Here is a 24,404-nt window from a genome sequence, read left to right on the forward strand (position 1 = left end):
GCATGCGCGGATCTCTGCGCTCACATAAAAAAACGCGGCACGTGCCGCGTTTTTTTTTTGCATCGCGCCATCGTACGACCGCGCGCTTACGCCACCGGCGTCACCATGTTCGCGTCGCGTGCCAGCAGCCATCGGCCGTCGGTTTCCTTACGCAGAATAGTCAGCGTATGACCGGTATGACGCATCGACGGACCCGCGCCGTGCGGCGGCGTGATCGTGATGTCGAGCGCATTGCGCATGAACGCCCAGTCGCCGAGTATCTGCAACTCCTGGATCTCGCCTTTCGCGTCGATCCGGTACGCCTTCTGCATCTCCACCGATGCCGCAAACGCCGCCTTGCCGAACGGTGCCTGGCCCGGCACCAGAAACACCACGTCGTCGGCCATCAGGCCCAGCACGGCCGTGTAGTCGCCAGCCTGTGTCGCGGACATCCACGTGTCCACCAGTGCGCGAATCGCGCGTTCGTCATCTGTCATGTCGGCCTTCCCTGATTCACCTGGCGCATTCGCCAAACCTCGAATTTTCAAGCCGCGCGGTCGACTGCGTCAACGCCCGGCAAAAATGGTGTGGCCCGCCGTGCATCGCACGGCGGGCCACTTGATCACGCGATCGTTCAGCGTGGTCCGCAAGTATTGCAAGCGGAGTCGGCAACTATTGCAACGGGCAAGGGGACTTGCCGCAGCGCTTCGTTCAACCGTCCGTGCACGTGACCTGAGTTCCTATCGTCCGTTGACCGGTGAACGCTTGCGCGTCGTGCGCCGCGTTGCGCGAGTCTCGCGCGTGTGCGGGACGACGCGTCGAACCTGCATGGCCGCGGGCCGGGCGGCCCACGGCGAGTGTCAGTCGAGCGCCGGACTCACCGTCGCATCACGCCCATCAGCAGCGTCACGAGGAAGATCACCACGAAGATGAAGAACAGCACCTTCGCGATTTCCGCCGCGCCGGCCGCGATGCCGCCAAAGCCGAACACGGCCGCGATGATGGCGATGATGAAGAAAATAGCTGCGTAGCGAAGCATGAGGCCCCCTTCCGATAATTTGGCACACGTTGGATTGAATCAGGCCGGCTGTAGTCATCTGGATTCGCCGACATCGACGCGAAGCGCAAGGCAACTGTGCCGCCGAGCCTGCTACAGCAACCCGTGTGCCCGTTCGGGCCATGCTGTTCGGGAGGGCGCGTCGGGCGCGTCAGGCCGCGTTGCCGGTCGCCACGGTGCGCTCGACCGGCTGTGCCGATGGCGTGGCGGGCGTGGCGCAAACGGTCGTGGTGGAAGCGTCCGGCCACGCGGCGACGCGATCGCGTCCGGCCGCTTTCGCGCGATAGAGCGCGGCGTCGGCGTGGGCGAGCAGATCGACGGCGGGCGCGTGGCTCGCTTCGCTGAATGTGGCGATGCCCACCGACGCGGTCACGTGTCCGGCTTCGGTGAACGGTCCGTCGATCGCGAGTCGCGCGACGGCTTTGCGCAGCGATTCGCCGATTCGCGCGGCCATATCGTGCTCGCAGTCCGGCAACACCACGACGAACTCCTCGCCGCCATAGCGGGCGACGAAATCGCTGTTGCGCCGCAGCGCGCCCTGCAATGCGTGCGCGACGGCGATCAGGCACTGGTCGCCGTGCAAATGACCGAGCGTGTCGTTGTAGCGCTTGAAATGATCGATGTCGATCATCAGGATCGACAGCGCGCCGCGGTTGGTGTGCGCATGGTCGAGCGCTTGCCGGTAACGGTCGTCGAACGCGCGGCGGTTGTAGAGGCCGGTCAGGCCGTCGCGCGCGGCGAATTCGCTGAGCTGCGCGTTGGCCGCATGTAATTCGCGGTACAGGTGGCTGATTTCCCAGATCAAGACGCCGAGTACCGTGCTCGACGCCAGCACCGATTCCATCCGCGCGACGTACCAGCCGACGCTATAGCGCGAACTCGCGAACATCGTCAGCGCGACATCCGCGAGACCGGCCAGCAACGCGACGCTGAGCCACAGGTCGAGCAATGTGCGCAGCCGCGTCGTGACGACCGCATAGCCGAGCGCCGTGACGCTGAGGATGCCGATCGCGATGCCGGTCGGGCTGGTCAGCAGCGCTTTGTACGAGCCGCCGGAAATCAGGTCCGGCAGCCACGATGCACCGTGAATTGCCAGCGCACACACCGCCACCGACGCGCACACCGGCAAGCCGAACAACGCAGCCCCGATCCGCCGCGCGGGGCGGGCCGGTCCGAGCGCGGCGGGAAAACACCGTCCGACGAACAGCGCTGCGATCATCAGCAGCGGCGTGCCCGCGTGCCAGAACGCCCAGATCAGCACCGCGCTTTGCGGTCCCGCGCCGAGCAGACCGGTCGGCGAAAACACGCCGGGAAACACCGGCAACTGGATCGCGACGGCGACGGCGGTGTAGCCGTAAGCGCCGCCGAGCGCGGCGAGAAACGGCTGGCGCGTGATCATGAACTGCGTCCACAGCAGATACGCGGTCAGGCCTTCGGTGAACAGCACGGCCATCGCGAACATCGGCAGGAAGGGCGTGATGGTCGGGCCGGGGACGCTGGCGAAGCGCAATACGGCCAGCACCGTCGCCACGATGAACGCGGCGACCGCGGTGGCGGCGACGGCTTGCTGTCGACTGACCGACAGGCTCATGATGCTGCTTTTCATGTCGCGGGAATCGGGTGAAAAGTGGGCGCGAAGATTCGGTGGCGGCTTTCCGGCGCGGTGCGACGTGCGCTTCGCGCGACGGATGCCGACATGTGGGTTATCGGCGGAGCGGGCTGGATTCTTGAGACGGCGGCTGCGACGTGCGCCGGATCGACGTTATGATGGCCGCGTGGCGCGCCGTTCCGACGGCGCATGGCCCGCGTCTTTTTAACCGTCACCGTCTGGAACCATGAGCAAGATTCTCGTCAGCGCCTGTCTTGCCGGCTTGCCGGTTCGCTACAACGGTCTCGCCAAGACCGCGCGCGACGCGATTGTCCAGACGTGGCGCGACGAAGGGCGGCTCGTGATCGTGTGTCCGGAAGTGGCGGCGGGATTCGGCACGCCGCGTCCGCCGGCCGAGATCCAGTTGCGTCGCGTGGGCGCGGACGTGCTGGACGGCGCGGCGACGATTGCCGACGCTACCGGCGACGACGTCACCGCGATGTTTATCGCCGGAGCGGAACACGCGCTGCAACGCGCGCAGGAGGAAGGGTGCGGGTACGCGCTGCTCGCCGACGGCAGTCCGTCGTGCGGCAGCGGATTTGTGTATGACGGGAGTTTCAGCGGCGCCACGCTCGATGGCGAGGGCGTCACGGCCGCGCTGTTGCGGCGGCACGGCATTCGCGTGTTTGCGCACACGCAGATTGCGGAACTCGCCGACGCAATTGCCGCCGACGAAGCGCGGAAGTCCTGATCACGCGCTAACCTGCGGCCGAAGCATCGCTCCGGCGCGCACCGGATCTCACAGTTTCAGCGCCTCAGCGCAATTGCGTGACGGCCAGCAACAACACCATGCTGCCGATCGCGCCGTCCAGAATGCGCCACGCCGTAGCACGCCGGAAAAGCGGCGCAAGCGCACGCGCGCCATAGCCCAGCGCGAGAAACCACACGCAACTGACCGCCATCGCGCCGACCGCGAACGCGACGCGCGAGCCGTCCGGTTCACGCGCGCCCGCCGTGCCGATCAGCAGGAACGTGTCGAGATAAACGTGCGGATTGAGCCACGTCAGCGCCAGCGTCATCAGGATCACGGGGATCGCGCGTTGCGCTTGCGGTGTGACCGTATCCGGAGCCTGTGCGTCACGCGCGGCGGTTTGCGGATTCACGTCGAGTACCGCGTGACCGGGCCGCCATGCGCGGCGCAGCGCGTTGATGCCGAACCACGCGAGATACGCGAGCCCGACGTAGAGCATCGTATGGACGAAGACCGGATACCGTTCGACCAGCACCGACGCGCCGCCCACACCGAGTCCGATCAGCACGCAGTCCGACACCAGGCACAACGCGACGATCTTGCCGACATGCGCGCGCATGATGCCTTGTCGCAGCACATACGCGTTTTGAGCGCCAATCGTGACGATCAACGACGCGCACAATGCGGCGCCGTGAGAAAAAGCGAGCCAATCCATAATCGATCCAGTAGACGGGGGTGACGAATTGGCGCTAGTCTGCCGTGTCGCTACTCGTAAGAGAAGCTAATTTGGCTAACTCTGATTAAGGAACGCTAATGCTGGATTATGCGTTGCTCGACGCGCTGGCTGCCGTCGTGCGGCACGGCTCGTTCGATCGCGCCGCGAGCGAATTGAACGTCACGCCGTCGGCGGTATCGCAGCGCGTGAAGCTGCTGGAGGAGCGCGTCGGCAGCGTGCTGGTCAAGCGCGGTCAGCCGTGCGTCGCGACCACGGCGGGCGCGCTGCTGTGCCGTCATACCGAGCGCGTGCAGTTGCTGGAAGCGGAATTGACCGGCCACGCGCCCGCGTCGCCGGGCATGCGGATGGCGCGCTGGCCGACCTTGCGGGTGGCCGTCAACGACGACAGCGTCGGTACGTGGTTCGTCGATGCGGTTGCGCCGTTTTGCGTCGAGCGTGAGATGCTGCTCGATCTCGTGATCGACGATCAGGATCACACCGCGCAGCTGATCCGCGACGGCAGCGTACAAGGCGCGGTGACGACGCAGGCGGAACCGATCCAGGGTTGCCGTTCGACGCGGCTGGGCCGGATGCGTTACCGGGCGGTATGCGCGCCCGCGTTCTTCGCGCGCTATTTCGCCGACGGCGTGAATCGCGACACGCTGGGCCGCGCGCCATGCGTCGATTTCAATCCGAAAGACCAGTTGCAAGCGCGTTTCGTGCGACGCATCACCCGCGCCGAACTCGATCCGCCGACGCACTGGATTCCCCACGTGGCGGGCTTTCTGCGCGGCTGCGTGACGGGTCTCGGCTGGGGCATGTGTCCGGAACGGATGATCGCGCCGCATCTCGCCAGCGGCGAGTTGATCGAGATCGCGCCGGGTAAGCATCTCGACGTCGATCTCTACTGGCAAAGCTGGCGTCTGTCGATCGGCTGGCTCGACGATTTCGGCGCGATGGTCCGGCAGCGCGCCGGGGAACTGCTCGGCTGAAGTGACGCCCGGGCGCGCCGGGTCCGGCTACAGCAGCAGTTCGATCGAGTGAAACAGCCGGCGCTGCGCGGCGTCCTGCGAGCGCGCGCCTTCGTCGATCACTTCGCGCAGGCAATCCAGAAAACACGCCGCTGCGGTGCTGACGGGCGCACCGCGTCGCGACGTGATGCTGACGATGGTTTCATCGACGGTCTCGCGCAGCGGCAATGCCCACAGATCTTCCTTGCTGCTGATGCGTTCGACCAGCGGCCACGGAAAGATGCTCAGCATGTCGCTTTGCGCGAGCAGCCCCAACACGACCGCCAGCGAATGCGCGAGATGGATGGTGCGCGGCACCGGCATGCCGCGTTTGCCGAACAGATTGTCCGCAATCGAATCGCGGCTTGCCGGGTCCCAGTTCAGCACCCATTCGGCATCGCCGAGTTCGAGCAACGAGCGGCAACCGGCCTTCGGATGATCGCGCCGTGCGACCACCGCCGAGTGCGTCGAAAACAGCGGTACGTTGTGAAACTCCGATTGCGGCGACGCGGGCGCCGGCCGCCCGATCGAAAAGTCGAGACTGCCGTCACGCAGACGCGGTTGCACGACCGCCAGCAAACCTTCGAAAAACTCCAGTTGCACATCCGGCATCCGCTGACGAAACCGCTGCACCGCAGGCGGCAAAAACGTCAGCGCGACCCACGGTGTCACGCCGATCGACAGCTTGCCTGCGGCGGCACCACGCATCGCTTCGATTTCCGCTTCGGCACGCCGCAACTGGCCGAGCACCAGCCGCGCATGCACGACCAGCGCCCGGCCGAACTCGGTGAACGCGACGCCGCTCGCGCTGCGCACCACCAGCGGCGCACGCAGATCCGCCTCCAGCTCGCGCACCGCCTTGGTCACCGCCGCCGGTGAAACACCCATCGTCCGCGCGGCCGCACGGATACTGCCGGTATCCGCGATCGCCGCCAAGGTATTGAGCTGATGCAGTTTCATCTGGAAAAAGCCGCGAGAGGGTGGCAACCCGTAGTTGCCGGTCAAACGATTTTACGCCTGCCGGACAAAAAATCGGCTGGCTATGCTGGCTCGATGCTGTCACCCATTGGAGCGAGACAACCGTGAACACGATGACAATTCCGGCGGGCATCGCCGGCCTCGAAGAAGAGATGATCGAACTGCGCCGCCGCATTCACGCGCATCCGGAACTGGCCTACGAAGAGTTCGCCACCGGCGATCTGGTCGCCGAAAAACTGACGGAATGGGGCTACACGGTCCATCGCGGACTGGGACGAACCGGCGTCGTCGGTCAGTTGAAAGTGGGCAACGGCAACCGGCGGCTCGGCCTGCGCGCCGACATGGACGCGCTGCCGATCCACGAGAAAACCGGTCTTCCGTATGCCAGCAAACTGGCCGGCAAGATGCACGCGTGCGGTCACGACGGCCACACGGCAATCCTGCTCGCTGCAGCCAAACACCTCGCGCAGACGAAATCCTTCGACGGCACGCTGAACGTGATTTTCCAGCCGGCCGAAGAAGGCCAGGCGGGCGCGCGCAAGATGCTCGAAGACGGTCTGTTCGAGACGTTCCCGTGCGACGCGGTGTTTGCGTTGCACAACATGCCGGGTTTTCCGACCGGCAAGCTCGGTTTTATGCCGGGCTCGTTCATGGCGTCGTCGGATACGGTGATCGTCACCGTGACCGGGCGCGGCGGACACGGCGCCGTGCCGCACAAGGCGATCGATCCGGTGGTGGTGTGCGCGCAGATCGTGCTGGCATTGCAAACCATCGTGTCGCGCGGCGTCGCGCCGCTCGATATGGCGATCGTCACGGTCGGCGCGATCCATGCGGGCGATGCGCCGAACGTGATTCCCGAAAGCGCTGAAATGCGGCTGTCGGTGCGCGCGTTGCGCCCGGAAGTGCGCGACTTCCTGCAACAGCGCATCACCGAGGTCGTGCATGCGCAGGCGGCCGTGTACGGCGCGCGCGCGGAGGTCGACTATCAGCGCCGTTATCCGGTGCTGGTCAACGACGTCGCCATGACCGGATTCGCGAAACAGGTCGCGGTCGACTGGCTCGGCGAAGACGGTCTGATTCCGGATATGCAGCCGCTCACCGGCAGCGAAGACTTCGCGTTCCTGCTTGAACGCTGCGCGGGCAGCTATCTGATTATCGGCAATGGCGACGGCGAGGGCGGTTGCATGGTGCACAACCCCGGCTACGACTTCAACGACGACATCCTCGCGACCGGCGCGGCCTACTGGGTGCGGCTCGCCGAAGCGTTTCTGGTCTGAGCGCGGTTCGATTCGCCGTCTGTACGCATGGAGCAACAGGAGACACGCATGGACTTATCCGCCGCCCACCCGTCCCGCGCCGATTCGGGGTCTGCCAATCCGGCCATCGCTTCGGCCGCAAGCCCGGCCGGACACGCAAAAGCCATTGCCGCGATCACGCTCGGCAACGGTCTCGAGTTTTTCGACTTCACGATCTACAGTTTTTTCGCGACGATCATCGGCAAGCTGTATTTCCCGGTGGAAGGCTCGATGGCGCAGTTGATGCTCGCGGCCGGCACGTTCGGCGTGGGTTTCATCATGCGTCCGGTGGGCGGCATCGTGCTGGGCGGCTACGCGGATCGCGCGGGCCGCAAGGCGGCGATGAGCCTCACGCTATGGCTGATGACGCTCGGCTCCGCGCTGATCGCGTTTGCGCCGACCTACGCGACCATCGGGCTCGCCGCGCCCGCGCTGATCGTGCTGGCGCGTTTGATCCAGGGCTTCGCGCTCGGCGGTGAAGTCGGCGCATCGACGTCGCTGCTGATGGAATACGGCAGCGATAAAACGCGCGGCTTCTACGGCAGCTGGCAGTTCGTCAGTCAGGGCCTGAATACCGTGTGCGGCTCGCTGCTGGGCGTCGCGCTCGCATCGTGGATGTCGGCGCCGTCGCTCGAAAGCTGGGGCTGGCGCATTCCGTTCGTGATCGGCATGGCGATGGGGCCGGTCGGCGTCTATATCCGGCGTCATCTGAACGAGACGCTGCCGGGTGTCGAAGCTTGCGCGTCCGCTCACGATGGCGGCGAACCCGCGCATACGCCGGTCCGGTCGTTGCCGGTTCGCGAGATTTTCTCCGGGCATGCGCGTTCGATCGTCTGCGGCGTCGTCACGACCATCGGCGGCACGGCGGCGAACTACATCGTGCTGTTCTACCTGTCCACGTACGCAATCCGCATCCTCCATATGCCGATGTCGCTCGCGTTGTGGGCGGCGTGGACCGCGGCCGTCGTCACGGTGATCTGCGCGCCGTTCGCGGGCGCATTGTCCGACCGGATCGGACGCAAGCGGGTGTTCTGGGTGTCGCGCGTACTGTTGATCGCGGTGGTCTATCCGGCCTTTATGGTGATCAACGCAGTGCCGACGGTGCCGGTGCTGCTGTCGGTGGTGGCGGGACTCGCGGTGCTGGTCGCGTTCACGGCGGTGCCGAATATCGTGATGCTGCCGGAACTGTTTCCGCGCCAGATTCGCGCCACGGGTATGTCGATCGTGTACTGCCTCGGCGTGTCGATCTTCGGCGGCTTCGCGCAATTTTTCGCGACCTGGCTGATCGATCTGACGGGCAGCAATCTTGCGCCCGCGTGGTATCTGATCGGTTGCGGCGTGGTGTCGTTGCTGCCGTTGCCGTTCATGCGCGAAACGGCGGGACGCCCGATCGACTGATACCGTCGACGTGGTGGGCTGCTGGACGTGAAAAGGGCCGGCGTTGCATCTGCAACGCCGGCCCTTTCGTTTGATCGACGCGATCGACGATCGACGATCGACGATTGCGTCAGTGCGTTTCGGGCACGCCGGTGGCTTCTTCCTGCTCGGCGGCGTCGCGGGTTTCCGGCATTGCCGCCCAGACCAGCAGCACCGCCAGCGCGCCGGCGGCCGCGAGGCCGAAGAAGCTGACGGTATTGCCGAAGCGATCCGCGATGAAACCGGCCACGGCCGTGCTCAGCGTCGCGCCGATCCCCGCCGCCAGCCCGAACAGGCCGATACACAGGTTATAGCGGCCCTTGCCGCCCGCGACGTCCGCCGCGATCAGCGGCAGCATCACGCCGAACACGGCGGCGCTCAAACCGTCGAGCATCTGCACCGGCACCAGCAGATACGGGCTGCTGACGCCCGCGAACAACAACGCGCGGACTGGCAGAGCGGAGAAGCCGAGCACGAGGATCGGCCGTCGTCCCCAGCGTTGCGCCGAGCGTCCGACCCACGGCGACATCATCGCGACGATCGCTTGCGGCACGATGATGCACGCGGCGATCACCAGCTGCACGTTATCGCCCATGCCCGCCGTCACTTCGCCCGCGGCGAGGTTCAGCATCGCCGCATTCGACAGATGGAACAGCACGACGCAGCCCGCGAAAATCAGCATGCGCTTGTCGCGCAGCAGTTCGCGCAGCGTTTCGCGATGCTCGCCTTCGTCGGGTTTCGGCGTGGGCGCGGCTTTCGGCAATACGACTTCGTCGGTGTGCTGGATCATCGCCAGCGCGAACAGCGCCGGAACGGCCAGCGCGGCGGTCAGCCAGAAAACCGCGCGCGGCGAATAGTATTCGCCGAACATGCCCATCAGACCCGCCGCGACCGCACTGCCGATCGACGCCCAGCGCGCGTTGCGCCCGAGCCGGTCGCCGAGATTCTGACGGCCGACCAGCGCGAACGAAATTGCCGCCATCGCCGGGACCAGCATGCAGCTCGCGAAGCCGTGGAACACCTCGGCGGCGATCACCGGAATCACGGTTGGGCTGCTGGCGAGCAGGACCGCGCTCAGGATGATCGCGACGATCGCCCATGCGGCGGCGCCCTTCTTGTTGCGCAGCGCATCGACCGCGGCGCCACCCGGCACCTGGCTCACCATCGCGCTGATCGTGCCGACGGACAGCACCATGCCGATCTCGCCCTGGGTCCATTTGTGCGACGCCAGATACGACGCGATAAACGGCCCGAAGCCGGTCTGCACGTTCGCCACGAAGAAGTTCAGCCAGTCCAGCGCCCGCAGACTACGAATTGATACGAGTTGCCGGCCGGTCATCGGGGCGCCTTTGCGGACGATGCCGCGGCTGTCGATGGCGCGGCCGCAGCGGCGGCCGGCGCGGCTGGTGTGGCGGGTCCGGCCGCCGTGGCCGCCGCGGGCGAGACCGCGCGGATCGGCTTGTCGGCGGCGTAGGGCGGCGACGCGTTGAGCTGCGCGTCGTTCAGATCGAGCAGCGCGCGCAGCGTCTTGTCGCGCGTCGCGAAATGCAGCGCGGACCAGTTCGCGGCGATCGTGCGGCGCTCGGTCGTGACCATTCCGCTGACATCGACGACGACCGCTTGCGGCTGCGCGGCCGCGTCGATCAGCACGTCGACGATGCGGCCCACTTTCGAACCGTTGCTGCGCACCACGTCGGCATCGAGCAGCGGCAGGGAATCGGCGGTGGGTTGCAGCGCGGCGGTGGCTTTGGCGCGATCGGCGGCCGACATCTTCGGCGGCGGATTCATCGTCACGGGCGCGGTTTTCGCGGTCGGCGTGAAACGGAACAGCGACCACGGGAAGCTGACCTTGCGGTCGCCGACGCCGAGGAAGCCTTGCAGGTTCACGACCAGGGTGCGCGGTTTGCCGTTTGCATCGGTGACGAGATCGACCGCGCGGCCGACCACCTTGCCGTCCGGACGCTGGACTTCGCTATCGAGCAGCGCACGCGCTTCGCTACGCTCGATCGTGCGGGTGGTGATCAGCGGCGGCGGGGGCGGCGGAGGCGGCGGCGGCGCGGGCTCGGGCGCAGGCGGCTCGACATGGCGCGGCTTGACGACCGGCTTCTTCGGCTTTTTCGGCTGCGAAGGTTCGGGCTCGGGCGGTTCGGGCTCCGGGGCGGACGCTTCGACGGGCGCGCTCGCGACTTCGAGGAGCGTCGGCGTCGCTTCGACGATCGGCGCCTGTTGCGGGCCGCGCAGCCAGCTGCTGCACCCCGACAGGATCAGCGCTGCCATCACGGCGACGATCGGTAGACGGAAAGCTTGACGTGGAAAACCGTCAGTCATCAACAAGAACTCCTTGGCCGGTGCGAAGGGCGCGCGTCGTGGCGCCGCGATTCGCTGGATGGATTGCGTAGGGTGGCCAGAGTTTAACCCGCGAGGGCGGCTGGACCGTCGTTTTGGCGGCGTACCGGTCATCGACGCGCCTTACCTATCGACGCATCGTCTGTCAGAAAGTGCTGAATCCTGCGTAGGTGTAAACGCCCGGCTGGGTATGACGTTTCGGCGTCTGCGTGCGGATATAAGCCTCGACGCATGCGGTTCATGCCGGACATGCGATGGGCTATATATTTGTGTTGGCCTACGCTTGCGGCAGTACAAAAAATATCGCGAAGCGGGATGCATCTCGATGCGTCGAACGTCGCGAACGCAGAACACCAACCCTGCATAGTCAAGAGACGACCCTGATGACGGCTGCGATGGCGGCCGTTTCAGCATGCTGATAAAGGAGGCACTCATCATGATGGAACCCCACGCGCAACCGATCGCCGATACCGGCACCGAAGCCTTTGACGGCAAAGGGATGATCGACCGTTATTTCGACATTACGGCGCGAGGCAGTTCGCAGCGTCAGGAAATCATTGCCGGCGTCACGACGTTTCTGGCGATGGTGTATTCGGTTTTCGTCGTACCGGGCATGTTCGGCAAGGCCGGTTTCGACACTAGCGCGGTATTTGTCGCGGTGTGTCTGACGACCGCGTTCGGCTCGTTGCTGATGGGCATCTGGGCGCGGCTGCCGATCGCGATTGGCTGCGCGATTTCGCTGACCGCGTTCACCGCATTTGGTCTGGTGTTGGGCAAGGGCTTGCAACCGAACGTCGCGTTGGGCGCGGTGTTTCTGATGGGCGTGGTATTCACCGCGATCTCGGTGACGGGCGTGCGTTCGTGGATATTGCGGAATCTGCCGACGGGGATTGCGCACGGCACGGGGATCGGTATCGGGCTGTTTCTGCTGCTGATCGCCGCGAACGATGTCGGGCTGGTGGTGAAGAATCCGGGCGCGGGATTGCCGGTGTCGCTGGGGCATATCACCGCGTTGCCGGCGTTGATGTCGGTGGCGGGGCTGGCGGCGATTTTCGGCCTGGTGCGGCGTCGGGTGCCGGGCGCGATCCTGATCGTGATCGTGGCGATTTCGGCGATTGCGTTGCTGATCGATCCGTCGGTGGCTTTTCACGGCGTGTTTGCGGTGCCGTCGTTGAGCGCGCCGGGGCATGCGTCGCTGATCGGCGCGATGGACATCAAGGGCGCGTTGTCGCTGGCGGTGTTGCCGAGCGTGCTGGCGTTGGTGATGACTGCGGTATTCGATGCAACGGGGACGATTCGCGCCGTTGCCGGGCAGGCCGGGCAACTCGATGCCGATGGCCGGATCATCAATGGCGGGCGCGCGTTGACAGCGGATTCGGTGAGTTCGATCTTTTCCGGTTTGCTGGGCGGCGCGCCGGCCGCGGCCTATATCGAATCGACCGTCGGAGTGGCCGCGGGTGCGAAGACCGGGCTTGCCGCAGCGGTCGTGGGCGCGCTGTTTCTGGTGGTGATGTTTTTCTCGCCGCTGGCGGGGTTGGTGCCGTCTTATGCGACAGCGCCGGCTTTGATGTACGTCGGGTTGTTGATGCTGTCGAGCGTGAGCAAGCTCGATATGGACGATATGGTCGATGCGATGTCCGGGTTGGTGTGTGCGGTGTTTATCGTGCTGACCGCGAATATCGTGACGGGGATTATGTTGGGGTTTTGTACGCTGGTGATCGGGCGCGTGGTGAGTGGGGAAGTGCGGAGGTTGAATGTTGGGACGGTGGTGATTGCGGTTGGGTTGGCGGGGTTTTATTTGGGGGGATGGGCTATTTGAGGTTTTGGTTTTTGGGTTTGGTTTTGGGTTTGGGTTTGGGTTTGGGCTGGTTTGGTTGTCCCGGTTTCGCGCTGGTCTGCCTGGATCGTCCCTGTGCGGGACCGCACCTACTTTTCTTTGCTCGCGCAAAGAAAAGTAGGCAAAAGAAAGCGTGTTTACACCGCCACTCCGTAGCGAGTGGCGTCTAGTAATTTTCGGGTAGTGGACCGCGCACGTTTGGAGTGGTCGGTTGGTTTTTCATGGTGGTCCGCGCCCGCACATCCCGCCCGCTTCGCGGCGGTAGCCCAGTTCAAAAACCCATTTTCGCCACGCTATTTTTCGCCTTCTCGACGGTTCCGGCGCTGGATCGAAAGCCGCCTTGCGGCACGGTATTCGGCCGTTTTTTCGACGTTTAGGCGTCGGCTCAATGCCCGGTTTGCGCCACGGCATTCGCCCGTTTTTCGACGGTTCCGGCGTCAGCTCAAAACTCGGTTCACGCCACACGATTCGCCAGCATTCACGACAACACCAGCGTCCGGCCCAAGGCCCGGTTTGCGCCATGGCATTCACCCGACTTCACGATGGTTTTTACGTTCCGCGTAGCCTGGAATTTTGCGCGCGCGACCCGACCGGCGCGTGCCAGGAAAATGGGTGTTGTGACGGACGAAGTGCAGCGCGCGAATGACGCCGAGAGAAAAAGACGGGGCTGTGCCCGTCGGCTGTCGCGGAGCGAACAGCCGGAACGAATGACTGCCTTGTCACCAAGGCAAGCGGTGCGGCAACTCAAATCGTGCGCGGACCACTACCCGAAAAATACTAGACGCCACTCGCTACGAAGCGGCGGTGTAAACGCGCTTTCTTTTGCCTACTTTTCTTTGCGCGAGCAAAGAAAAGTAGGTGCGGTCCCGCACAGGGACGATCCAGGCAGACCATCGCGAAACCGGGACAACCACCCAAAGCCAGACCATCGCGAAACCGGGACAACCACCCAAAGCCAAACCATCGCGAAACCGGGGCAACCAAACCCCCAGCGACCCGCAAAACCAAACCTGCCCCCTCACAATGACATATCAAAAGCAGGCCGCAAAAAAACCTCAATCGCCATCACCGCCAACCCCATCGCCGCGGTCGACAACGTCAACGTCCCATATTCGTCATATCGCGAGTCATAAAGACACGCCACGACGAACAGGATCGCCATGAGATTCGTCAGCCAGTCAAAGTTAAGCGCCAGGTCCATCCAGTCATCCGTGCCCGAAGGCGTCGCGAGAATCGCTACCGTGAAGTGAAGTAGCAGAATTCTAGCGAGCCGAACTTACGGATGAGCAACAGAAAACCTTACGCGGCCGACAGCATCTCCGTCCTGATCCAGTCGTTCACCGACGTCCGCTCCGGCTGCCAGCCCAACTGCGTGCGCAACCGCTCGCCGCGCACGCGGCTGTTCGACCCCAATCCATACGACGCCATCTCGTATCCCCATTCCGCTTTCGCTGCATCGATCGGCCACGCTTGCGGTCCGTCCAGCTTCAACGCTTCGGCAATCGCAACACTCATCTCGCGGAACGACGCTTCGCCACTTTCGACAAAATAGAACGTGCCCGCGGGTGCCTTCGCCAACGCAAGACGATACGCATCGACCACGTCGTCGATATGCACGTTCGACCAGATGTTGCTGCCGCTACCCACGTGCCGCACGACACCGCTCTTCTGCGCCTGACGCACCAGTCGCGGCAATTGCACGCTCGCGCTGCCGGCGATCACGCCATTGCCGTAAATCAGCGTGTTGCACAACACGGCGGCGCGCACGCCGCGCTTCGCTGCGTCGAGCACGAGCGTGTCGATCGCCACGCGCGGCGCCTTGTCGGCGGTCGGCTCGGGCAACGCGTCCTCGTGATAGATCTGCGCCGCGCCCGCTTCGCCGCCCGACGCATCGCCGACGATGCTCGATCCGCTCGTGTGCAACAACGGCTTGCCCGATCCCGCGAGTCCGTCGATCAACGCTTCGACCGCGCCGCGATGGTCGCTGTCGGCGGCATTGATCACGGCATCCGCCCACTTCGCTTCGGCAATCAGCAACTCGCGATCGTCGAGCGAGCCGATCACGGCTTCGATGCCGTGACGCTTCAGTTCGGCGGCGTTTTCCGTCTTGCGCGTCAATCCGCGCACGTGATGGCCGTCGCGGGCGAGTCCTGCCGCAATCGATCCGCCAATAAAACCGCTGGCGCCGGTGATGAAGATGTTCATGACGTGTCCTGTTGGCTCAAATGTCTGGAATGACGCCGGAACGTGACGGCTGGCGTTGCGTTCCGGGTGTCGAGGATCACAGTATCGGTCGTCCTGATTCGTGCAAAAAGCGGCTTTGCTTGAAAAGAATGTTGATTTGAAATCATCAATCGCCCGCTTGAAATAGCAGTGGCGCACCGGACTGCGCGGATTCGCGCCACTTTCCCGCATTCGACCTATCGCTTTGGCGCGCGCGACCTAAGCTGTTTTTGGCGGATTGGCATTCGCTTTTATGGACGTGTATATACAAGTAGACCGCTGCGTGGCGTCGCGCGACGGCCGCGATTTCAATGCTTTCGCTTACTTTCCTGCTGGCTGGGAAATCGCTGCGAAAAGGAAAAAATCGGCCGGAAAGGCTTGTCGGAAGGCTTTCATCCGTAATGGAAAGCCCTGATCGATCAGTCACAGAAACCAGTTGTATATACAAGCTGACGCCGCTAGACTTCTCTCAAATTGTATAGACAGGATGCCACGATGATTCTCAAGCCCGGTTACCTCACTTTGTCCCAACTTCGTCAGATCGCGCGTGAGCCGGTGACGTTGCAACTCGACCCGGCGAGCCACGCCGCGATCGACGCCTGTGCCAAAGCGGTCGAAGACATCGCCGCGAAGGGCGAACCCGCGTACGGCATCAACACGGGTTTCGGCCGTCTGGCCAGCACGCATATCCCGCGCGATCAACTCGAACTGCTGCAACGCAATCTGGTGCTGTCGCATGCGGTCGGTGTCGGCGCGCCGATGTCGGCGCCGGTCGTGCGCCTGCTGATCGCGCTGAAGCTGTCGAGCCTCGGTCGCGGTCACTCGGGCATCCGCCGCGAAGTGATGGATGCGCTGATCACGCTGTTCAACGCCGACGTGCTGCCGGTGATTCCCGTCAAGGGTTCGGTTGGTGCCTCGGGCGACCTCGCGCCGCTCGCGCATATGTCGGCGACGCTGCTCGGCGTTGGCGAAGTGCTCGCGAAGGGTGAACGCATGCCCGCGACCGAAGGTCTGCGCCTCGTCGGTCTCGAACCGCTGACGTTGCAGGCGAAGGAAGGCCTCGCGCTGCTGAACGGCACGCAGGCATCGACCGCGCTCGCGCTGTACAACATGTTCGCCATCGAAGACCTGTATCGCACGGCGCTGGTCTCCGGTTCGCTGTCGGTCGATGCAGCCGAAGGCTCGGTCAAGCCGTTCGACGCGCGCATCCACGCGTTGCGCGGTCATCAAGGCCAGATCGATGCGGCGACGGCGTATCGCGCGTTGCTCGATGGCTCGGCGATCAATATTTCGCACGCCGGTTGCGACAAGGTGCAAGACCCGTACAGCCTGCGTTGCCAGCCGCAAGTGATGGGCGCGTGTCTCGACCAGATGCGCCACGCCGCCGACGTTCTGCTGATCGAAGCGAACGCCGTGTCGGACAACCCGCTGATTTTCCCGGATACCGGTGAAGTGCTGTCGGGCGGCAACTTCCATGCGGAGCCGGTCGCGTTCGCGGCGGACAACCTCGCACTTGCGGCCGCCGAAATCGGCGCGCTCGCCGAGCGTCGCATCGCGTTGCTGATCGACGCTACGTTGTCGGGTCTGCCGCCGTTCCTCGTCCGCGATGGCGGCGTGAATTCGGGCTTCATGATTGCGCACGTGACGGCTGCGGCGCTCGCGTCGGAAAACAAGACGCTCGCGCATCCGGCTTCGGTCGATTCGCTGCCGACGTCCGCGAATCAGGAAGACCATGTGTCGATGGCGACGTTCGCTGCGCGCAAGCTCGGCGACATCGCCGAAAACACCGCCAACATCCTGTCGATCGAACTGCTCGCTGCTGCACAAGGCGTCGATCTGCGCGCGCCGCATCGCACCAGCCCGAGTCTGCAAAAGGTGATGGACACGATCCGCAAGGACGTCGCGCACTACGAACTCGATCACTACTTCGCGCCGGATATCGAGGCTGTCACGCGTCTGGTGCAGAACGGCACGATCGCGTCGCACGCGCCGTTCTCGTTCGCGTCCGAACAGAAGTAAGCCCGCACGGCACCCACGGCACCTACGGCACCTACGTCAGATGAACGCACCGGCATATCAGGGCATCAAGGACTTCATCCTCGCGCGCATTCACGCGGGCGAATGGGGCGAAGGCGACCAGGTGCCGTCGGAAAACGAACTGGCGCGCGAGTTCAGCGTCGCGCGAATGACTGTCAACCGCGCGTTGCGCGAGTTGACCGCCGAGCAGGTGCTCACGCGCGTGCAGGGTTCGGGCACCTTCGTCGCGCGTCCGAAATACGAGTCCACGCTGGTGGCGATCCGCAGCATTTCCGACGAGATCGTCGCGCGCGGTCACCGGCATCGCGCGGACGTGCTGCATCTGGGCGCGAGCATCGCCGACGAAGCGCTCGCCGATGAAATGCAACTGAGCGCGGGCAGTCCGGTGTTTCATTCGCGCGTGCTGCATTTCGAAAACGACGAGCCGGTGCAACTCGAAGCACGCTGGGTCAATCCGGCCGTCGCGCCCGAATACGCGTTGCAGGACTTTACGAACACGACGCCGAATCAGTATCTGGTGCGCGTCGCGCCGTTGCAGCGGGTCGAATACCGGATCGAGGCCGCCACGCCCGATGCGGCGTCACGCGCGCTGCTGACGATGGACCTCACCGAGCCGTGTCTGGTGCTGCACCGTCGCACGTGGTCGAAGAGCGTGGTGGCCTCGGTGGCGAATCTGTGGCATCCGGGCAACCGTTACCGTTTCACCGGTCATTTCTGATCGCGCCTGTTCTCCCGAGAACCCGTCGCTTCGTTTTTACTTTCGAGCAATCCCAGCAACTGAGGGCCACCATGAATAATCCGAAACACATCGATCCGCGTCTCGACCCGTCCCGCACGATCCGCGCGCCGCGCGGTGCGGAAAAAACCTGCAAAAGCTGGCTGACCGAAGCCGCGTACCGGATGATCCAGAACAATCTGGACGCGGAAGTGGCCGAGCATCCGCACGCGCTGGTGGTGTACGGCGGGATCGGTCGGGCGGCGCGCAACTGGGATTGCTACGACCAGATTCTCGAATCGCTGAAAGACCTGAACGACAACGAAACGCTGCTGATTCAATCGGGCAAGCCGGTCGGCGTATTCCGCACGCATGCCGACGCGCCGCGCGTGCTGCTGGCGAATTCGAATCTGGTGCCGCATTGGGCGACGTGGGAACACTTCCACGAACTTGATCGCAAGGGTCTGATGATGTACGGCCAGATGACGGCGGGCAGCTGGATCTACATCGGCAGCCAGGGCATCGTGCAGGGCACGTACGAAACGTTTTTCTCGGTGGCGAACCAGCACTTCAACGGCGACCCGACGGGCCGCTGGATTCTGACCGGCGGTCTCGGCGGAATGGGTGGCGCGCAACCGCTGGCCGCGACCATGGCCGGCTTTTCGATGATCGCGGTCGAATGCGATGAAACGCGCATCGACTTCCGTCTGAAGACGCGTTACGTCGATAAAAAAGCGAAGACGCTCGACGAAGCGCTGGCAATGCTCGAAGTCGCGAAGCGCGACGGCAAGCCGGTGTCGATCGGTCTTCTCGGCAATGCGGCCGATGTCTTCGCCGAATGCGTGACGCGCGGCATCACGCCGGATTGCGTCACCGATCAAACCAGCGCACACGATCCGATTCACGGCTATCTGCCGCAAGGCTGGAACGTCGAAGACTGGCGCGAGCGCATGAAGACCGCACCGGACAGCATCGTGAAACCCGCGAAGCAATCGATGGCGCATCAGGTGAAGGCGATGCTGACCTTGCAGGAACGCGGCGCGGCCACGCTCGACTACGGCAACAACATTCGCCAGATGGCGCTGGAAATGGGCGTCGAAAACGCGTTCGATTTCCCCGGTTTCGTGCCCGCGTATATCCGTCCGCTGTTCTGCGAAGGCAAGGGCCCGTTCCGCTGGGTTGCGCTGTCTGGCGACCCGGAAGACATCTACAAGACCGACGCGAAGGTCAAGGAACTGATCCCCGACGATCCGCATCTGCATAACTGGCTCGACATGGCGCGCGAGCGGATCGCGTTCCAGGGTTTGCCGGCGCGGATTTGCTGGGTCGGCGTGAAGGATCGTTATCGTCTCGGTCAGGCGTTCAACGAAATGGTGAAGAACGGCGAGCTGAAAGCGCCGATCGTGATCGGTCGCGATCACCTGGATACGGGTTCCGTGGCCAGTCCGAATCGCGAAACCGAATCGATGAAAGACGGCTCCGACGCGGTCAGCGACTGGCCGTTGCTCAACGCGCTGCTGAATACGGCGGGCGGCGCGACTTGGGTGTCGCTGCATCATGGCGGTGGGGTCGGGATGGGCTTTAGCCAGCACTCCGGCGTCGTGATCGTCGCGGACGGCACCGATGCCGCGAAGGAGCGCCTCGGTCGTGTGCTGTTCAACGACCCGGCCACCGGCGTGATGCGTCACGCGGATGCGGGTTATGAACTCGCCGAAGAAACCGCGCGCGAAGTCGGTCTGAAACTGCCGATGCTCGGCCGATGACCGACGCCTCGTCCGCTTGCGCAGTGACGCTGCTGCGCGGCGCCGATCTCGTGGCGTCGCCGTGGAAAAACGGCGGCGGCGTCACGCGCGAAGTCGCGGCGTTTCCGCACGGCGCCGCGCTCGATACGTTCGTGTGGCGCATCAGCGTCGCCGATGTCGCGCAGTCCGGTCCGTTCTCGCGATTCCCCGGCATGGACCGGACGCTGGTGCTGCTGTCCGGCGCGGGGATGATGCTCGACGAAGCGCCCGGCCGCACGCATGCGCTGACGCACGCGCTCGACATCGCGCAGTTCGACGGCGAAACCGACATCGATGCACGTCTGATCGACGGTCCGACCCGCGACTTCAACCTGATGCTGCGCCGGGGCGCCGCGAGCGCCGACGTCGAAGTGTGGCGCGGTCCGACGCAACGCACGCTGAATGCCGATATCGTTCTGCTGTTCTGTGCCGAATCAGCGAACGGCATCAATGTGAGCGCAGGCGATCACGCGCCGCAAGCGCTCGTGCGCGACGACACGTTGCGTATCGACGCGCCGCGCGCGCTGCGCTGCACGACTCACGGCGACGGCGCGCTGCTCGTCGTCAGCATTCGTTACGCATAACGTTTTCAACGTTCCCATGAAGAGCCACGCGATGAAGCAAACCGTCTGGCATCACCTGAAGCTGTGCACGCATGGCGATCCGACTCACACGATAGACGACGCGGCGATCGCCGTCGCGGACGGCCGCATTGCATGGCTCGGCGCCGCGCGCGAACTGCCCGACGCGTACGCGCAATGGGCGCGCGAAGACCTCGGCGGCGCATGGGTGACGCCGGGTCTGGTCGATTGTCATACGCATCTCGTCTACGGCGGCCAGCGCGCGGACGAATTCGCGCAACGCCTCGCAGGCGTCAGTTACGAAGAGATCGCGCGGCAGGGCGGCGGAATCGTATCGACCGTGCGGGCGACCCGTGCCGCCGACGAAGACACGCTGTTTCGCGAATCCGCCGCCCGTCTCGAACCGCTGCTCGCCGAAGGCGTCACGGCGGTGGAAATCAAATCCGGTTACGGGCTCGATCTCGACAGCGAACGCAAGATGTTGCGGGTCGCGCGACGTCTCGGTGAACGCTATCCGGTCAGCGTCTACACGACCTTCCTGGGTGCGCATGCGTTGCCGCCCGAATTCGCCGGACGCGCCGACGACTACATCGCCGACGTATGCGAACGGATGTTGCCCGCGTTGGCGGACGAAGGACTCGTCGATGCCGTCGATGTGTTTTGCGAGCGGATCGGTTTTTCGCTGGCGCAAAGCGAGCGCGTGTTCGAAGCCGCCGCGCGTCGCAATCTGCCGGTCAAGATGCACGCGGAGCAGTTGTCGAACGGTGGCGGTGCGGCGCTCGCGGCGCGCCATCGCGCGCTGTCCGCCGATCACCTCGAATTCCTCGACGAACCCGGTGTTGTCGCGATGAAAGCGGCGGGCACCGTGGCCGTGTTGTTGCCGGGTGCGTACTATTTCATCCGCGAGACGCAGTTGCCGCCGATCGATCTCTTGCGCAAGCACGGCGTGCCGATCGCCATTTCCACCGACAGTAATCCCGGCACATCGCCGGCCACATCGCTGCTGCTGATGATGAACATGGCCACGACGCTGTTCCGGATGACCGTGCCCGAAGTGCTGCAAGGCGTCACGAGTCATGCCGCGCGCGCGTTGGGTCGATCCGCACGACACGGCGCACTCGAAGCCGGTCGTTCCGCGGATTTCGCGGTCTGGTCCGTCTCGACGCTGGCCGAGCTGGCGTACTGGATCGGGCGTCCGCTGTGCGCGCGCGTGGTGCGCGCGGGCGAGACCGTGTACGAGCGTCCTCATTCTTCCAACGCGCTGCGTTGAATCCCGTTCTGTTTATGACACAACACGCTCAATCGCTGTTCGCCGATCACGCTTTCCTGCCCGACGGCTGGCGCCGCAACGTCCTGCTCGAATGGGACGCCGCAGGCACGTTGACGACGGTGAAAGCCGATACCTCCGCACCCGACGGCGTTGCGCGCGCAGCCGGGCCGGTGCTGCCCGGCATGCCGAACCTGCATTCGCATGCGTTTCAGCGCGCGATGGCCGGACTGACCGAATACCGCGCAAACGCGACCGATACCTTCTGGAGCTGGCGCGAGCTGATGTACCGGTTTGCCGCGCGGATTTCGCCCGAAGGCCTGGCCGCGATCGCGCAATGGCTGTACATCGAAATGTTGAAGGCCGGCTATACGTCGGTGTGCGAGTTTCATTACGTGCATCACATGGCCGACGGCGAGCGCTACGCGAACGCGCCGGAGTTGATGCAGCGCGTGGTCGATGCCGCACAGCGCAGCGGGATCGGCATGACGATGTTGCCGGTGCTGTATCAGTACAGCGGATTCGGCTCGCAAGCGCCGCGCGACGATCAACGCCGTTTTATCAACACGCCGGACAGTCTGCTCGAACTGCTGCGCACGGTGCGCGATGTGCGGCCCGAGAGTGCTGCATTGCGATATGGCGTTGCGCCGCATTCGTTGCGTGCGGTGTCGGAGGCATCGTTGCGGACGTTGCTGTCCGGGCTCGACGCAATCTCGGCCGATGCGCCGATCCATATCCATATTGCCGAACAGACCGCGGAAGTCGATGCGTGCCTGAAGACCGAAGGTGCGCGGCCGGTGCAATGGCTGCTGGATCGTTTCGACGTGGACGCGCGCTGGTGTCTGGTGCACGCGACGCATGTGGACGAAGCCGAAACCGCTGCGCTGGCAACGAGCGGCGCGGTGGCCGGTTTGTGTCTGACGACGGAAGCCAATCTCGGCGACGGCGTGTTCCCGGCACAGGCGTATCTCGATGCGAAAGGTCGTATCGGCATTGGCTCGGACAGCCACATCGGTGTGGACTGGCGTTCGGAATTGCGTTTGCTGGAATATGGACAGCGTTTGACGCGACGTCAGCGCAATGTACTTGCATCGGCCGATGCGACGCACGTTGCGGACCGGTTGTTCGCGGCATCGCTGGACGGTGGCGCGCGCGCAACCGGTCGTGCGGTCGGCGCATTGCAGGCGGGTCGGCAGGCGGACTGGATGGTGCTCGACGCCGCGCATCCGGCGATTGCCGAGCATGCGCCGGACGCATGGTTATCGGGCGTGGTGTTTTGCGAACATGGCGACACGCCGGTTCTCGATGTGTACGCAGGTGGCGACAAGCTCGTCGAGAATCGTCGTCATCGTGACGAAGAGCCGGCCTATGCGCGGTATCGCGCAGCGCTGGCTGAACTGTTGAAAAACTGAGGAAGGGATCGCGATGAGCACTTCGACTGACCAGCCTGTTTTCACGTTGCATCGCGGCACCTTGCCGCTGCTGATTTCGATTCCGCACGTGGGCACACAGATTCCCGACGACATCGCCGCGACGATGAATCCGGTTGCGATGCGCACCGACGATTGCGACTGGCATCTCGACCGGCTGTACGCATTCGCGCAGCGCATGGGTGCATCGATGCTGATTCCGACGTATGCGCGTTACGTGATCGACCTGAACCGTCCGCCCGACGGTGCGAATCTGTATCCGGGTCAGGACACGACCGGTTTATTGCCGGTGGACACGTTCGACAAGGCGCCGTTGTATCGCGACGGACATCTGCCGGACGAGGCCGAAGTTGCGCGTCGTCGCGATGTTTACTGGAAGCCTTATCACGACGCGCTGAGTGCTGAGATTGCAGCGTTGAAGGCGCGGCATGGACACGTGTTGTTGTGGGAAGCGCATTCGATCCGGTCGCACGTGCCGCGATTTTTCGAAGGACGCTTGCCGGACTTTAACTTCGGGACGTCGAATGGGGAGAGTGCCGGGTCGGGGATGGGGGAGGCGTTGGTGGAGGTGGTGAATCGCGTCGGTGGCGGGGCGTTTTCTGCTGTGGCCAATGGGCGGTTTAAGGGTGGGTTTATTACTCGCGAGTATGGTGTGCCGAAGGAGGGTGTGCACGCGGTGCAACTGGAGCTTTCGCAGGTGACTTATATGGATGAGGTTTTTCCGTATGGGTTTGATGAGGGGCTGGCGGCGGGTGTTGGGAGGGTGATTGCGGCTGCGGTGGAGGAGGGGTTGAGGAGGGTGGTGTAAAGGTTTGGGTTTTGGTTTTGGGCTTGGGTTTGGGTTTGGGTTTGGGTTTGGCTTGGTTTTGCTTGGTTTGGTTGTCCCGGTTTCACGGTGGTCTGCCTGGATCGTCCCTGTGCGGGACCGCACCTACTTTTCTTTGCTCGCGCAAAGAAAAGTAGGCAAAAGAAAGCGCGTTTACACCGCCACTTCGTAGCGAGTGGCGTCCGTCCAGAACGGGTAGTGGACCGCGCACGATTTGAGTTGCCGCACCGCTTAACCTGGTGACAAGGCAGTCATTCGTTCCGGCTGTTCGCTTCGCGACAGCCGATGGGCACAGCCCCGTCTTTTTCTCTTGGCGCCATTCGCGCGCCGCACTCCGTCCGTCACAACACCCATTTTCCTGGCATGCGCCGGTCCGTTCTCGCGCGCGAAATTCTAGGTTACGCGGAACGTCGAAACCATCGTGAAGTCGGGTGAATGTCGTGGCCCAAACCGGGCGTTGAGTCGGGCGCAGGAACAGTCGTGACGGCGCGCAAATCGCTTGGCGAAACCGGGTAGCCGACGCAGGAACCGCCGTAAAAACGGGCGAATGGTGTGGCGAAAACCGGGCTTCG

At 64.1% G+C, this 24,404-nt stretch carries 21 protein-coding genes; 12 read left to right on the forward strand and 9 right to left on the reverse strand.

The genetic code is table 11. The features are described 5' to 3' along the window. Positions 1-86: 86 nt before the first annotated feature. The 3 genes from PW947_RS29555 to PW947_RS29565 all read right to left on the reverse strand — a co-directional run bounded on the left by PW947_RS29555 (position 87) and on the right by PW947_RS29565 (position 2,642). Positions 87-476, reverse strand: coding sequence for an SgcJ/EcaC family oxidoreductase (locus PW947_RS29555; protein WP_299636204.1), 390 nt, complete (start codon positions 474-476; stop codon positions 87-89). A gap of 380 nt (positions 477-856) precedes the next feature. Next, positions 857-1,018 carry a DUF1328 family protein gene (locus tag PW947_RS29560; protein ID WP_299636206.1) on the reverse strand — a complete coding sequence of 54 codons (162 nt, stop codon included), beginning with the start codon at positions 1,016-1,018 and terminating at the stop codon, positions 857-859. A gap of 169 nt (positions 1,019-1,187) precedes the next feature. Then, positions 1,188-2,642: a GGDEF domain-containing protein gene (locus PW947_RS29565; RefSeq protein WP_299636208.1), complete on the reverse strand. Its 1,455-nt coding sequence runs from the start codon at positions 2,640-2,642 to the stop codon at positions 1,188-1,190. Between the two features lie 229 nt (positions 2,643-2,871). Between PW947_RS29565 and PW947_RS29570 the strand changes: the two genes are divergently transcribed. Continuing rightward, the gene (locus tag PW947_RS29570) at positions 2,872-3,375 is read left to right on the forward strand and encodes a DUF523 domain-containing protein (RefSeq protein ID WP_299636210.1); all 504 of its coding nucleotides are present in this window, start codon (positions 2,872-2,874) and stop codon (positions 3,373-3,375) included. A 64-nt stretch (positions 3,376-3,439) separates the two neighbouring features. Here the strand turns inward: PW947_RS29570 and PW947_RS29575 are convergent, their stop codons facing one another. Further along, complete coding sequence (locus tag PW947_RS29575) at positions 3,440-4,090, reverse strand: LysE/ArgO family amino acid transporter (RefSeq protein WP_299636212.1); 651 nt, start codon at positions 4,088-4,090, stop codon at positions 3,440-3,442. A 98-nt stretch (positions 4,091-4,188) separates the two neighbouring features. Between PW947_RS29575 and PW947_RS29580 the strand changes: the two genes are divergently transcribed. Further along, on the forward strand, positions 4,189-5,082 hold the full coding sequence (locus PW947_RS29580) for a LysR family transcriptional regulator ArgP (RefSeq protein WP_299636214.1): 894 nt from the start codon (positions 4,189-4,191) through the stop codon (positions 5,080-5,082). A gap of 27 nt (positions 5,083-5,109) precedes the next feature. Here PW947_RS29580 and PW947_RS29585 read toward each other — a convergent pair whose 3' ends face one another. Then, positions 5,110-6,060, reverse strand: a complete 951-nt coding sequence (locus PW947_RS29585; protein ID WP_299636216.1) for a LysR substrate-binding domain-containing protein — start codon at positions 6,058-6,060, stop codon at positions 5,110-5,112. Positions 6,061-6,191: 131 nt separating this feature from the next. Between PW947_RS29585 and PW947_RS29590 the strand changes: the two genes are divergently transcribed. Both PW947_RS29590 and PW947_RS29595 read left to right on the forward strand, forming a co-directional pair. After that, positions 6,192-7,355 carry a M20 aminoacylase family protein gene (locus tag PW947_RS29590; RefSeq protein WP_299636505.1) on the forward strand — a complete coding sequence of 388 codons (1,164 nt, stop codon included), beginning with the start codon at positions 6,192-6,194 and terminating at the stop codon, positions 7,353-7,355. A gap of 48 nt (positions 7,356-7,403) precedes the next feature. Next, complete coding sequence (locus tag PW947_RS29595) at positions 7,404-8,771, forward strand: MFS transporter (RefSeq protein WP_299636218.1); 1,368 nt, start codon at positions 7,404-7,406, stop codon at positions 8,769-8,771. A gap of 109 nt (positions 8,772-8,880) precedes the next feature. On the opposite strand, the gene PW947_RS29600 is transcribed toward PW947_RS29595, so the two are convergent. Beyond that, positions 8,881-10,128, reverse strand: a complete 1,248-nt coding sequence (locus PW947_RS29600) for an MFS transporter (RefSeq protein ID WP_299636220.1) — start codon at positions 10,126-10,128, stop codon at positions 8,881-8,883. Next, a complete protein-coding gene (locus PW947_RS29605) occupies positions 10,125-11,117 on the reverse strand; it encodes a PRC-barrel domain-containing protein (RefSeq protein ID WP_299636222.1) in 993 nt (330 codons plus the stop codon). The genes PW947_RS29600 and PW947_RS29605 overlap by 4 nt, the downstream gene beginning before the upstream one ends. Before the next feature lie 454 nt (positions 11,118-11,571). Here PW947_RS29605 and PW947_RS29610 point away from each other — a divergent pair, with 454 nt between their 5' ends. Continuing rightward, complete coding sequence (locus PW947_RS29610) at positions 11,572-12,954, forward strand: NCS2 family permease (RefSeq protein ID WP_299636223.1); 1,383 nt, start codon at positions 11,572-11,574, stop codon at positions 12,952-12,954. Between the two features lie 1,036 nt (positions 12,955-13,990). Here the strand turns inward: PW947_RS29610 and PW947_RS29615 are convergent. Together PW947_RS29615 and PW947_RS29620 are read right to left on the reverse strand one after the other, a co-directional pair. Continuing rightward, entirely contained in the window at positions 13,991-14,173 is a 183-nt protein-coding gene (locus PW947_RS29615; RefSeq protein WP_299636225.1) for a hypothetical protein, read from the reverse strand. A 98-nt stretch (positions 14,174-14,271) separates the two neighbouring features. Continuing rightward, on the reverse strand, positions 14,272-15,177 hold the full coding sequence (locus PW947_RS29620) for an NAD-dependent epimerase/dehydratase family protein (RefSeq protein WP_299636227.1): 906 nt from the start codon (positions 15,175-15,177) through the stop codon (positions 14,272-14,274). Between the two features lie 513 nt (positions 15,178-15,690). Here PW947_RS29620 and hutH point away from each other — a divergent pair. The 7 genes from hutH to hutG all read left to right on the forward strand — a co-directional run bounded on the left by hutH (position 15,691) and on the right by hutG (position 23,814). Next, positions 15,691-17,214 carry a histidine ammonia-lyase gene (gene hutH, locus PW947_RS29625; RefSeq protein WP_299636229.1) on the forward strand — a complete coding sequence of 508 codons (1,524 nt, stop codon included), beginning with the start codon at positions 15,691-15,693 and terminating at the stop codon, positions 17,212-17,214. A gap of 40 nt (positions 17,215-17,254) precedes the next feature. Continuing rightward, positions 17,255-17,950 carry a histidine utilization repressor gene (gene hutC / locus PW947_RS29630; RefSeq protein ID WP_299636231.1) on the forward strand — a complete coding sequence of 232 codons (696 nt, stop codon included), beginning with the start codon at positions 17,255-17,257 and terminating at the stop codon, positions 17,948-17,950. 71 nt (positions 17,951-18,021) lie between these two features. Beyond that, complete coding sequence (hutU, locus tag PW947_RS29635; RefSeq protein ID WP_299636233.1) at positions 18,022-19,710, forward strand: urocanate hydratase; 1,689 nt, start codon at positions 18,022-18,024, stop codon at positions 19,708-19,710. Then, positions 19,707-20,312, forward strand: coding sequence for a HutD family protein (locus PW947_RS29640; RefSeq protein WP_299636235.1), 606 nt, complete (start codon positions 19,707-19,709; stop codon positions 20,310-20,312). The genes hutU and PW947_RS29640 overlap by 4 nt, the downstream gene beginning before the upstream one ends. Positions 20,313-20,343: 31 nt before the next feature. After that, positions 20,344-21,579, forward strand: a complete 1,236-nt coding sequence (gene hutI / locus PW947_RS29645) for an imidazolonepropionase (protein WP_299636237.1) — start codon at positions 20,344-20,346, stop codon at positions 21,577-21,579. A 14-nt stretch (positions 21,580-21,593) separates the two neighbouring features. Then, a complete protein-coding gene (locus PW947_RS29650) occupies positions 21,594-22,988 on the forward strand; it encodes a formimidoylglutamate deiminase (protein ID WP_299636238.1) in 1,395 nt (464 codons plus the stop codon). A 13-nt stretch (positions 22,989-23,001) separates the two neighbouring features. Next, on the forward strand, positions 23,002-23,814 hold the full coding sequence (gene hutG, locus PW947_RS29655; RefSeq protein ID WP_299636239.1) for an N-formylglutamate deformylase: 813 nt from the start codon (positions 23,002-23,004) through the stop codon (positions 23,812-23,814). Positions 23,815-24,404: the final 590 nt, after the last annotated feature.

The organism is Paraburkholderia sp., assembly GCF_028283785.1.
GTDB lineage: Bacteria > Pseudomonadota > Gammaproteobacteria > Burkholderiales > Burkholderiaceae > Paraburkholderia.